Origin of the sequence: Pseudomonas sp. So3.2b, assembly GCF_019464415.1 — a bacterium.
Lineage (GTDB): Bacteria > Pseudomonadota > Gammaproteobacteria > Pseudomonadales > Pseudomonadaceae > Aquipseudomonas > Aquipseudomonas shahriarae.
The window spans coordinates 1,606,969-1,618,488 of sequence record NZ_CP080494.1 but is presented as its reverse complement, the minus strand read 5'-3'; the positions used below and the strand labels follow the sequence as shown (position 1 = coordinate 1,618,488).

Genomic DNA, 11,520 nt, shown 5'->3' with positions numbered 1-11,520 from the left:
CTCCCACAGTGATCGTCATGCGCCAGGCAGTTTAGATATTGGCGCGCAATACGCTGTCCGGCAACGGCTCGCCACGCTCGACACTGGCGGCAACCGCGTCGATCAACTCTTCCAGCGCATACCCCTGCCCAACCAGCCACGCATCGTCGTAGTAGGTCGTGGCATAACGCTCGCCACCGTCACACAGAATCGCCACGATAGACCCCGACTCCCCTGCCGCCTGCATCTGCTGCGCAGCAATCAACGCGCCGATCAGGTTGGTGCCGCTGGATCCCCCGACCCGCCGTCCCAAGCGCTGCGCCAGGTAATGCATGGCGGCCAGCGACAAGGCATCCGGCACCTTGACCATTGCATCAATCACCTTGGGCAGGAACGACGCTTCCACCCGTGGCCGACCAATGCCTTCGATCCGTGAGCCGCAGTCCAGGCGCAAGCTGGCATCACCGCTCTGGTAATACTCGAAGAACACCGAACGCTCGGCGTCGGCACACAACACTCGGGTGCAATGCTGGCGATAACGCACATAGCGCCCCAGAGTCGCCGTGGTACCGCCGGTACCCGGGCTGGAAATCAGCCAGCTCGGCTCTGGATGCCGCTCGAAGCGCAACTGCTGGAAGATCGACTCGGCAATATTGTTGTTCGCCCGCCAGTCGGTAGCCCGTTCGGCATAGGTGAACTGATCCATGAAGTGCCCACCGCTTTCCTGCGCCAGGCGCTCGGATTCGGCGTAGATCTGCGTGGGGTCCTGCACCAGGTGGCTCTTGCCGCCATAGAAGGCGATCTGGGCAATTTTTTCCTGGGACGTGGTGGCCGGCATCACCGCAATAAACGGCAGGCCCAGCAAGCGCGCGAAGTACGCTTCGGAAATCGCGGTGGAGCCACTGGAGGCCTCGATCACCGGCGCGCCGGGCTTGAGCCAGCCGTTGCACAAGGCATACAGGAACAAGGAGCGGGCCAAGCGGTGCTTAAGGCTACCGGTGGGGTGGCTGGACTCATCCTTGAAATACAATTCGATCCCCGGCAAGCCCGGCAATGCCAGTGGGATCAGGTGGGTGTCGGCGCTGCGCTGGAAATCAGCTTCAATAATGCGAATGGCCTCTCGGGCCCACGGACGGTGGTCACTCATGCTCAAGTTCCATTAAGTTTTCAGGCGTGATCTTAGGGTGTTTCCCAAACTGCACACAGATACAGTCATGACTTAATTCGATCCCTAATTGCTAGGCTTTGAGCCAATCCCTAGCACCGCACTTTTATATAACAAAAAAGAATATAACTTTTGTTTTAACAACTAACAGTACGGGTTAGGGTACGCCCCTATTGAACCTTGATTGGAGAGCGTCCCTTGCCTCTGCGTAGCACGTTTACCCGTTTCTTCCAGCTCGAAGCGGCCAGCGGTCTGTTACTGATCGCTGCAGCCGCCTTGGCCCTGATCATCAACAACTCGCCGCTGTCGTCGTTCTACAGCAGCTTTCTTGAAGTGCCCGTCGCCGTACAGATCGGCGCCCTGCAGATCGCGAAGCCATCGCTACTGTGGATCAACGACGGCCTGATGGCCCTGTTCTTCCTGCTGATCGGCCTGGAGGTCAAGCGCGAGCTGCTCGACGGCCATTTGTCCAAGCCTTCCCAGGTTGTGCTGCCAGGGGCTGCGGCCATCGGCGGCATGGTGGTGCCGGCGCTGATCTACTGGGCCTTGAACAAGGATAACCCGGCGGCACTCGGCGGCTGGGCCATCCCGATGGCCACCGATATCGCCTTTGCCCTGGGCGTGCTGGCACTGCTGGGCAAGCGTGTACCGGTGTCGCTGAAGCTGTTCCTGATGACCCTGGCGATCATTGATGACCTGGGAGCCATCATCGTCATTGCGATTTTCTACTCCGGCGAACTGTCCACTGCGTCGCTGGCGGGCGCCGGCGCCTGCCTTGTCGCGTTGATCACCATGAATCGCCTGGGCGTGGTCAAGCTCGGGCCGTACCTGATCATCGGCTTGATCCTGTGGGTCTGCGTGCTCAAGAGCGGTGTTCACGCCACCCTGGCCGGCGTCACCCTGGCGTTCTGCATTCCGCTGCGCACCAAGAACGCCGAGCCCTCGCCCCTGCTCGGCCTGGAACACGCCCTGCACCCGTGGGTGGCATACGGCATCCTGCCGCTGTTCGCCTTTGCCAACGCTGGCGTGTCGCTGGCCGGGGTCAATCTGGAAAGCTTCACCCACCACGTGCCGATGGGTATCGCGGCAGGTTTGCTGGTGGGCAAGACGGTCGGTGTGTTTGGCCTGACCTGGCTCGCCGTGAAAACCGGGCTGGCCGCCCTACCGACCGGCGCCAATTGGGGCCAGGTCATGGGTGTCGCCATCCTGTGTGGCATCGGCTTCACCATGAGCCTGTTTGTCGGCTCACTGGCGTTCTTGCCGGGCAGTAGCGAATACGCCGGGATGGACCGGATGGGCATTCTCACCGGCTCGATCCTCGCGGCATTGATTGGTTATGCCGTGACGGCGATGGCCAGTCGTAAGCAGGTGACAGTCAACGCTTAACGCGTTATGTGGGGGCAGGCCTGTCTTGCCCCCATGCGCTGTTTCAGCCTCTTCTCCCCTCGCTTACAGCACCTTCCTACCTTCTTTCTCCTGCGCCTCCCCTAACGTCGCACACCCGTCTGCAAGAACGGATGTCACGCCCAGGTGGGCAGGATGGCCAACAACAAGGACAGCCCTCTGCTGTCGGGGGCGTGTTCGCCAAATCCTCTCTACGAAAATCCAAAAGAACAAAGAAGATTCGCACCATGAGATATCTGATTGCAGCCTTCGATAAGGTTACTGACCTCCAGGCGTTTGTAGTCGAGCAACATGGCTGGGAGGTCTACAACCTGCCCCCGCTCAACTAACGGCTATAGAAACCTTGGCCGGCAGAGCAATAAATGACTCGGCTCATCACTTCCAACTTACCTGCAACGTTTAACGCGCCCGGCCGAAATCAAAAATCGCATTAAGAAAGTCCTTAGCCGAACCGAAAAAAACCCCGACCAGGCACCCGGTCGGGGTTTTTCTTTTACTGTATGACGCTTAGCGGGTAACGCGGCTGGTCCCATCTACAGTCATGATGCGCACACGGTCGCCGATGCGGAAGATTTCGTTTTCCTGCACCGCCTGGACGTAGGCGCGCATGCTGCCGTCGTCTTCGCGCACGGTGATTTCCACGCCCTGGGTACGGGTCAGGCCTTCTTCGGTGGCCGAGCCCAGCAGGCCGCCCGCCACTGCGCCGATAACGGCAGTCACGATGCTGCCGCGACCGCCACCGATGGCGCTACCGCCAACACCGCCGATGACCGCGCCTGCTGCGCCGCCGATTGGGGTCTTGGTGCCTTCGATCTTGACCGGACGCAGGGATTCGATGGTACCCATGCGCACGCTTTGCACACGACGGGCTTCGTCACGGGAGTACGAGTCGCCGGTCAGACTGGAGGCGCAGCCACCCAGCAGCAACGACATGGTGGTAAAGCAGGCAACCAGCAGAACAGACTTACGCATAGCATCAACTCCAAAGGACATATCTTTATTAGACTCCGCTGCTTGACGCCTGTCACGGCACGGCCCGGAGAAAATTGCTTTCATTCAGCCCCAGTACAGACAGGCTGTATCGCAAAAACCGACAAACGGTAGCACCTACACCCAGACAAGGAATTTCATGGACTACTTCATCATTGTAGCGACCACCGCCGCCGGCCTGTACTTCCACTGGTGGCTCTACCGGCGGATCAAGCGCTGGGTAGATCGCGACCTGGCGCTGTCCCTGGCTGGAGACGATCAGCGCAAGCGCAACTTTATGCTGCAACAGTTGGACCGCGCCAAGGCAGAGAAGGTCAAGCGTAAGGATTTACCACAATGGCTGCAGGACGCAGCCCGGCAATACACACCACAAGCCCCGGAGTAGAGACTTCGGCAGGAACACCTGACTCCAGGCCACAGCGCCCATATGGATTACAGGTGTTTAAAGGCGCACTCAGGGCGCCAGGCGCTCGCGGGTCCAGTCGGTACCCTGCAAGCGATAGTTCAAGCGGTCATGCAAGCGGCTCGCCCGGCCCTGCCAGAACTCGATGCGTTCCGGCAGCAGGCGATAACCCCCCCAGTGCTCCGGGCACGCCGGCTGGGTATCGCTGAAGCGCTGTTCGGTCAGCGTGAGCAAGTCCTGCAATTGCTGGCGATCACGGATCACCTGGCTTTGCGGGGAAGCCCAGGCACCGATGCGGCTGCCCAGGGGTCGCACCTGATAGTAGGCATCCGATTCCTCAGGCGTGACCTTGACCACCCGCCCCTCGATGCGCACCTGGCGCTCCAGGGTCGGCCAGAAGAAGGTCATGGCAGCAAACGGGCGGGCTGCCATTTGCTGACCCTTGGCGCTCTGGTAGTTGGTAAAGAAGGTAAAACCCTGGGCATCCAGGCCCTTGAGCAGCAGGACTCGGCAGTGAGGCCGGCCCTCCTGGTCCACGGTCGCCAGGGTCATCGCGTTGGCCTCCACCGGCGCTTGCTCGGTCTTGACCGCATCGCTGAACCACTGGTGGAACAAGGCAAACGGCTCGTCCGGGGCCTGGGCCTCGCTCAAACCGTCCCGCGTGTAGTCACGGCGCATATCCGCCAATGCCTGGTTCATGGGGCTTTATCCTTCTCGCTCAACTGCTCAGTTTTTCGCCTGGTCGTTTGCCGCTACTTTTTTCGCAGGTGCCGCTGCCTTGGCGGCCACCGGCTTTTTGGCTGCCGGCTTGGCGGCGGCTTTTTTCGCGGCTGGCTTGGCGGCGGTCTTCTTGGCCGGGGTTTTCTTCGCGGCCACGGCTTTCTTGGCCACCGGCGCAGGAGCAACGACGTCCTGTACCGCTACCAGTTCAGGCTTCGGCGGGTTTGGCGAGTTGTACTTGCTCAGCAGTGCCAGCATGGTGGTGCGCTGGGTGAACATGATTTCCATGCGACGGTTCAGGGCGCGGCCCTGGGTGCTGTCGTTGGCGGCGCGGGGCATCAGGTCGCCCATGCCACGCAACATCAGGCGGTCCTGCTTCAGGCCGCTGAGGCTGAAGATCGAAGCGATGGACTGGGCACGCTCCTTGGTCAGGGCCTGGTTCTGCACGGTGTCGATGTGGCCCAGGACCAGCACGGCAGTCTTCGGATCCTTTTCAACGGCCTTGGCGACACGGGTAAACGGACCCAGGGTCACCGGCAACAACATCGCCGGGCGCTTCGGGTTGTACGAACCATCGACCGGGGCAATCACCACCAGTACGTTGTCGCGACGTTCCAGTTGCAGGTTGCTGTCCTTGATCGCGGCGCGCAGGCGTGGCTCGTAGTCATCCAACCAGGCCTGGGTGATTTTCGGGTCTGGCATCGGGATGTTGGTCACATCGACTTTGTTCAGGGGTTTTGGCTTGCTTTCAAACGGCCACCACCATTTGGTGTCGCTTTCAGCCTTGGCCACTACCGGCGCCGCAGCGGGAGCAGGTGTTGCCGCCTTCAGATCGGCCTTGAGATCAGCCTTGGCGTCAGCCGCCTTGGCATCGGCCTTGGCGGTAACGTCCTTGGCCGCCGCCTTGTCGGACCCGAATGACCACCAATGCTCGCCAGACGCATCATTTTGTGGGTTTTGTGCACAGCCAGTAATAGTGAGGCAGAGCGCCAGAGCCAAGGACTTGTTCGATAACATGAGATATCCACAAAATGAGAAAACACAGGGGTCTGAATGACCCGTTAAACGGACGCTTCACGAAGTTTAAAGTAACAATACTTTTCCAGCGTCTTTTGTAGGTGCCTTTTTAACAAAAAAACGCCAGACAGCAAGCTATTTACAGACAACCGGCCAATATTCTTACCAACTTTTGCGCGCGCGGGTCCATAAGTACATGCGGCCCCAGTGTATTGGTCACAAAACCAAATGCTACATCATGTTCCGGATCGGCAAAGCCCACGGAACCACCGGCCCCAGGATGCCCAAATGCACGTGGGCCAAGGCCGAACGTCGCGTTGGGCACGTCTGGCTGGTCCAACATGCAACCCAGGCCAAAGCGGGTTTGCGTCAATAAGGTTTTATCCGGCCCAACACTGTGCTCGCGGGTCAGTTGTTCAAGCATATCGGCTTCCAACAAACTTCCGTCCAACAAACCACTATAAAACCCGGCCAAACTGCGCGCATTGCCATGACCATTTGCCGCAGGCTGCTGCATGCGGCGCCATTCAGGCTTGTTAGTGCTGGTTAGTATAGAAGGCGGATTGGTAAACGCCCGGGTAGTCATTGCTTCGGGCTCACGCAGGGTGACCTGTAACAACCGTTGGGCTGCCGCATCCCCCATATTGCCTTTGCTCCGGGCAATGTGGGCGACACGATAAAATTCCTCGTCCGCCAACCCGACATGGAAGTCCAGGCCCAGTGGCCGGGCAACCCGCGCCACAATCGACTCCCCCGGCCCACGCCCATCGGCGCGGCGCAGCAGTTCACCGACCAGCCAGCCATAAGTGATGGCCGCATAGCCATGGCCTTCGCCGGGTGTCCACCAGGGGGTTTCGGCGGCCAGGGCGGTAGTCATCAAAGGCCAGTCATACAGGGCCTCGGCAGGCAATATGTCACGCAACGCGGGCAGCCCGGCCTTATGGCAAAGCAGTTGGCGCAGGGTGATGTTGTGTTTACCTGCCGCAGCGAACTCCGGCCAGTAGTTGGCAACCGGGGCGTCCAACTGCAATTTGCCCTCGGCTACCAGTTGCAGCGCGGTGACGGCGGTGAAGGTCTTGGTGCAGGAGAACAGGTTGGCGATGGTGTCGCTGTGCCAGGCCTCGGCACCGTCCTTGTCGGCAGTGCCGGCCCACAGATCGAGGACGGTTTGCCCGCCAATCTGTACACACAGCGCCGCACCACGCTCCTGAGGGTCGTCAAACAGCGCGGCGAAGGCTTCGCGCACTGCTTCGAATTGAAGCTCGTAATGACCCTGAATCTGCACCTGCATCCCCCTCGGAAAAGTCCTGCGTTAAATGGCGTTCATTGTTCCAGCCATTACTGGCTTTGGGAACCCGTGGCAGCCTGGGCGACCTTGGCTTTTTCAGCTTTGCGGCCCAATTGCTGGATCGCCGCCAGGTTGCTTTTACGCACACTGTCGACAAAACCCTGGAAGGGCACATCGGTGATCCCCACCAGGCCGAAATGACCATTTTCACCGTCCAGCAATCGCCCGGTCACCGGCTGGTCGAGGTACTGGAACCAGTGCACGCCAACAATCGACGGCTCGGCCATGGCCTGCTTGAGGAACGTCGCGTAAGCCGGGCCACGCGCCTCCTCCCTGGCCAAGGGCGTCAAGCCGCCCCAGAACGGGCCACGGTCGGTCGAGCCGAAGTTGAACTCGCTGATCAATACCGGCTTGTCCAGCCCGCGCAGGGCGGCGAAGTCATAACCGTCCTGGGGCTTGAGGGTGTACATATTGAAGCTCAGTACATCGCAGTACTGGGCGCAGGACGCCACGGCTTCCGGGGTGCTGACCGCATAGCGGCCACCCAGCAGCAGCTGGTTGGGCGCATGCCATTTCAGCGCATCGGAGATGGTCTTGAAGTAGGCGTCAGCGAAGGTCTTCTGGAAGTACTGGAAATCAGCTTCGATTTCCGGGTGCTCGGGGTTGGGTACCGGCGGCTCGAAGCCTGGATCTTCCATCAACTCCCAGCCCGCCAATTGAATACCCCAGGCTTTGGACAGGCCATCTTCGTTACGGTATTTATCGCGCAGTTGCTTGAGGAACGCACGCTTGGCCGGCACATCGGTGGTCATGCGCAGGGTGCCGTAGGCCAGGGCATAGCGGGATTTCGCATCGTTGCCAGGACCGGCCCACGCCAGTTCGTTATCGGCAAAGAAGCCGATCAACCAGGGGTCGTCGCGATGGTCACGGGTGGCAATCGCGACCGCCCGCTCGGTGGCCATGGCAAAGCGCGGGTCGAAGGGATCGGGCATGCCGCCCCACCAGTCGATACCGGTGCTGATACTGGTGTAGTCGCCAATGATCGACAGCGGCAAGGTGTAAGGCACGCGATCCGCGCCAACCAGTTGCGGGGCGCTCCAGTTGCCGACGGTGTTGAAACCCCAGGCCTGCAGGCGGTCCAGGGTGTGGCTAACCCAGCGCGCCTGGTCAAACCCCTGGGCTGTGCAGGGCTGGGCCTGGGCTGCCGGGTCGCACGCCTGGCCATAGGTGCGTTGCAGGTTAGCGCCGTAGAAGTCATACCAGCGCCCCACATTGAAGCCACGCCCTACATCCGCGCCATTGCCGCCACGGTTGTCGCCACTGCCGTAATACTTGTCGAAGGGCTCACCCGCCTTGGGCAACGCGCCAAACATCCATTCGCGGCCGGCGACATAGGTCTGGCTGTTGTCCGGGGTCACCGTGTTGACGCCCAGGGAGTAGAACGGATGCCCCAGGGGTGTCACCAGGTACCAGCGCCCATCACGCTTTTCGGTACGGAAGAAGCCGCTGGCGTCAAAGGCCGGGCCCTTGGTCCAGCCGCCAAACTTGTCCAGGCCCGCCTTGTCACGCTCCGCAAGCCAGCCCTTGAGCTGTTGCTGCTCCTTGGCGGCCGCGGCTTTCAACTGCTCGTCGCTGCTGACCTTTTCCGGCCAGCGCGCGCGGTTGGACTGCCCGTAGGCATCCACCAACTCACTGTAGGCAGCCTTGAGCACCGGCTCGCTGTCCTGCACGCCAAAGCGCTCCAGCAGGATACTTTGCGGCGCAGCCGGCTGGATCATCGACAGCGTGACCGAGACCACCTGGCTGCGGTCGAGCTCGCCAGCGCTGCCGGCCAGCATCACGCGCTGACCGTCCACGGTGATCGGCATCGGCGGCCCGGCTTTCATACCCTGGCTCAAGGGCGAATTGGCTTGCAGTGGCACCAGCAGCGTTTGCGCAGGTCCCGCCGGCAAATCAATCCGGCTGACCAGGGTCTTGCCGTCGCTGCTCTGCACCTTGACGTACAAGGTCAGCGCCCAGTCCATCGCACTCTGGATACGCAGGCTCATGGCACTCGATTGCGACCAGTCCCACACGCCACTCTGCGGGCTGAGCACCAGGCTCGGTTCCGCCGCCGGGTTGAAGGTGATGCGGCGCAACACCTCGCCTTCCGGGGTCTGTTCGGCGTTGTATTGCGGCAAGCTGGCGTCCTGGGTCGCCACCTTGACCACATCGGCCGGCCGGACAAAGTTGAACAGCGTCTGTTGCCCGGCCGGCGCGGCCAGCAATGGCGCAGCGAACAACAAGGCAAAAAGAGCAGGCAGCGTGCGGATCATACGAACAAGGTTCTCCCAATTGGCCGGTGAATGGCCTGATGACATACATGAGATAGACCACGAAGTGGGCGAATTCGCCCACTGCGGCTTAAGAAATTTCGCGCCGGAAAGGCGGCAAGGCATTCAGGATCGCCTTGCCATAGCGCTGGGTGACCAGACGGCGGTCGAGCAAGGTGATGGTGCCCCGGTCTTCTTCGGTACGCAGCAAGCGACCACAGGCCTGGACCAGCTTCAACGAGGCATCCGGAACCGAGATCTCCATGAACGGATTACCGCCCCGGGCTTCGATCCACTCGGCCAGCGCAGCCTCGACCGGATCATCCGGCACCGAGAACGGGATCTTGGCGATCACCACGTGCTCGCAGTAGGCACCGGGCAGGTCGACACCTTCGGCAAAGCTCGCCAGGCCGAACAGCACGCTGGAGTCCCCGCCATCAACCCGCGCCTTGTGCTTGTTCAGGGTTTCCTGTTTCGACAGGTTGCCCTGGATAAACACCTGTTTGCGCCAGTCGCGGTCGAGGCCGTCGAACACGTCCTGCATCTGTTTACGCGACGAGAACAGCACCAGGGTGCCCTTGGAGCCTTCCACCAGCGACGGCAGGTCACGAATGATTGCCGCGGTGTGGGCCGGCGCATCCCGTGGGTCGGCCTTGAGGTCCGGCACCCGCAGCACGCCAGCGTCAGCGTGATGGAACGGGCTGGGGACCACGGCAGTGACGGCTTTTTTCGGCAGGCCGGCGCGCATGCGGAAGCGGTCGAAGGTGCCCAGGGCCGTCAGGGTGGCCGAGGTCACCAGGGCGCCGTAGGCCACATTCCACAGGTTGCGCCGGAGCATTTCTGCGGCAAGGATCGGGCTGGCGTTGACCTCGATATCGAACAGCGCACCGCTCTCCGACAGCGTCAGCCAGCGGGCCATGGGTGGATTGTCTTCCGGGTCTTCAACGGTGAAGGCCGTCCACAACTCCCAGTTGCCCTGGGCACGGGACAACAGGCTGCCAAACAACGGATACCACTCTTCGGCCTGGTTGCTGGCGATGCCGATATTGACCTCGCCGTCCATGCCTTCCTTGAGCAGGTCGGTGAGGCGGGTGAACAGGTCGGTCAGGCGTGAGAAGCCCTTCTTCAACTCCACGCCCATCTCGCGCATATGCTCGGGGATCAGCCCGCCGACAAAGCGATGGCGTGGCCGCTCGCGACCTTCAACGTCTTCGCCGGGCTTGAAGTCCGCCACCTGTTCGCAGGCGCTGAACATGAACTGTTGCTGGGTCTTGATCTCCCGCGCCAACTCCGGCACCTGTTCGATCAACTTGCCCAGGTCGCCCGGCAGCGGATGCTGGGCCAGCAGCTTGGTGAGGTTCTTGGCGGTGGTTTCCAGCCAGTCAGCGGTGGAACGCAGGCGTGTGTAGTGGGCAAAGTGGCCGATGGCCTTGTCGGGCAGGTGATGGCCTTCGTCGAACACGTAGAGGGTGTCGCGCGGGTCGGGCAGCACGGCGCCGCCGCCCAGGGCCAGGTCAGCCAGAACCATGTCGTGGTTGGTGACAATCACGTCGACCTTGCCCATGCCTTCGCGGGCCTTGTAGAAGGCGCACTGGCCGAAGTTGGGGCAGTGCCGGTTGGTGCACTGGCTATGATCGGTAGTCAGGCGCGCCCAGTCGGCATCTTCAAGGGCGTTGGGCCAGCTGTCGCGGTCGCCGTCCCACTTATTGCCGGCCAGCTTCTCGATCATGCTGGTAAACAGCTTCTGGCTGGCCTCATCGACTTCGATCTTGAAGCCTTCTTCTTCGAACAGCGAGGCCGTGGCGGTTTGCGCGTGGCCTTCCTGCAACAGCACATCCAGCTTGGACAGGCACATATAGCGGCCACGGCCCTTGGCCAGGGCGAAGGTGAAGCTCAGGCCGCTGTTGCGCATCAGGTCCGGCAGGTCTTTGTAGACGATCTGCTCTTGCAGGGCCACGGTGGCGGTGGCAATCACCAGGCGCTTGCCGGCGGCCTTGGCAGTGGGAATCGCCGCCAGGCTGTAGGCCACAGTCTTGCCGGTACCGGTGCCGGCCTCGACGGCCACGACCGCAGGGTCGCCACTGCGCCGGCCTTCGTCGTCGGTGTCGATATCCCCGAGGACCTTGGCCACTTCGGCGATCATCAGGCGCTGGCCGTAGCGCGGTTTCAAGCTCTTGGCTTCGAGAAAACGCGAGTAGGCGCCCTGGATCGTGGTTTTGAGTTCAGTGCTGATCATGGATAG

9 protein-coding genes are annotated in these 11,520 nt (G+C 61.4%); 2 read left to right on the top strand and 7 right to left on the bottom strand.

Annotation, left to right across the window (positions count from 1 at the left end; translation table 11 throughout):
* Positions 1–31 precede the first annotated feature (31 nt).
* Complete coding sequence (locus tag K1X80_RS07170; protein ID WP_057958720.1) at positions 32–1,126, bottom strand: PLP-dependent cysteine synthase family protein; 1,095 nt, start codon at positions 1,124–1,126, stop codon at positions 32–34.
* A 216-nt stretch (positions 1,127–1,342) separates the two neighbouring features.
* Here K1X80_RS07170 and nhaA point away from each other — a divergent pair, with 216 nt between their 5' ends.
* Positions 1,343–2,530, top strand: coding sequence for a Na+/H+ antiporter NhaA (nhaA, locus tag K1X80_RS07165; protein ID WP_057958719.1), 1,188 nt, complete (start codon positions 1,343–1,345; stop codon positions 2,528–2,530).
* A gap of 525 nt (positions 2,531–3,055) precedes the next feature.
* Here the strand turns inward: nhaA and K1X80_RS07160 are convergent.
* Positions 3,056–3,520, bottom strand: coding sequence for a glycine zipper 2TM domain-containing protein (locus K1X80_RS07160; RefSeq protein ID WP_029297142.1), 465 nt, complete (start codon positions 3,518–3,520; stop codon positions 3,056–3,058).
* Between the two features lie 157 nt (positions 3,521–3,677).
* Here K1X80_RS07160 and K1X80_RS07155 point away from each other — a divergent pair, with 157 nt between their 5' ends.
* Positions 3,678–3,923, top strand: a complete 246-nt coding sequence (locus K1X80_RS07155) for a hypothetical protein (protein WP_057439854.1) — start codon at positions 3,678–3,680, stop codon at positions 3,921–3,923.
* Positions 3,924–3,992: 69 nt separating this feature from the next.
* Here the strand turns inward: K1X80_RS07155 and pdxH are convergent, their stop codons facing one another.
* The 5 genes from pdxH to dinG all read right to left on the bottom strand — a co-directional run bounded on the left by pdxH (position 3,993) and on the right by dinG (position 11,514).
* Positions 3,993–4,640, bottom strand: a complete 648-nt coding sequence (gene pdxH / locus K1X80_RS07150; protein WP_057958718.1) for a pyridoxamine 5'-phosphate oxidase — start codon at positions 4,638–4,640, stop codon at positions 3,993–3,995.
* A gap of 27 nt (positions 4,641–4,667) precedes the next feature.
* Positions 4,668–5,678 (bottom strand): OmpA family protein, encoded by a 1,011-nt coding sequence (locus K1X80_RS07145; protein ID WP_057958717.1) that lies wholly within the window; start codon positions 5,676–5,678, stop codon positions 4,668–4,670.
* Positions 5,679–5,817: 139 nt separating this feature from the next.
* Positions 5,818–6,963, bottom strand: coding sequence for a serine hydrolase domain-containing protein (locus K1X80_RS07140; RefSeq protein WP_200660237.1), 1,146 nt, complete (start codon positions 6,961–6,963; stop codon positions 5,818–5,820).
* Between the two features lie 53 nt (positions 6,964–7,016).
* Positions 7,017–9,281 carry a beta-galactosidase gene (locus K1X80_RS07135; protein ID WP_115127547.1) on the bottom strand — a complete coding sequence of 755 codons (2,265 nt, stop codon included), beginning with the start codon at positions 9,279–9,281 and terminating at the stop codon, positions 7,017–7,019.
* Positions 9,282–9,369: 88 nt separating this feature from the next.
* Positions 9,370–11,514, bottom strand: coding sequence for an ATP-dependent DNA helicase DinG (gene dinG / locus K1X80_RS07130; RefSeq protein WP_032858113.1), 2,145 nt, complete (start codon positions 11,512–11,514; stop codon positions 9,370–9,372).
* Between the last annotated feature and the right edge of the window lie 6 nt (positions 11,515–11,520).

Bases quoted from the DNA above. Each gene is read 5' to 3' on its own strand.
- K1X80_RS07160 (WP_029297142.1), bottom strand. From the start codon at position 3,520: ATGCGTAAGTCTGTTCTGCTGGTTGCCTGCTTTACCACCATGTCGTTG.
- pdxH (WP_057958718.1), bottom strand. From the start codon at position 4,640: ATGAACCAGGCATTGGCGGATATGCGCCGTGACTACACGCGGGACGGT.
- K1X80_RS07145 (WP_057958717.1), bottom strand. From the start codon at position 5,678: ATGTTATCGAACAAGTCCTTGGCTCTGGCGCTCTGCCTCACTATTACT.
- K1X80_RS07135 (WP_115127547.1), bottom strand. From the start codon at position 9,281: ATGATCCGCACGCTGCCTGCTCTTTTTGCCTTGTTGTTCGCTGCGCCA.
- K1X80_RS07170 (WP_057958720.1), bottom strand. From the start codon at position 1,126: ATGAGTGACCACCGTCCGTGGGCCCGAGAGGCCATTCGCATTATTGAA.
- dinG (WP_032858113.1), bottom strand. From the start codon at position 11,514: ATGATCAGCACTGAACTCAAAACCACGATCCAGGGCGCCTACTCGCGT.
- K1X80_RS07155 (WP_057439854.1), top strand. From the start codon at position 3,678: ATGGACTACTTCATCATTGTAGCGACCACCGCCGCCGGCCTGTACTTC.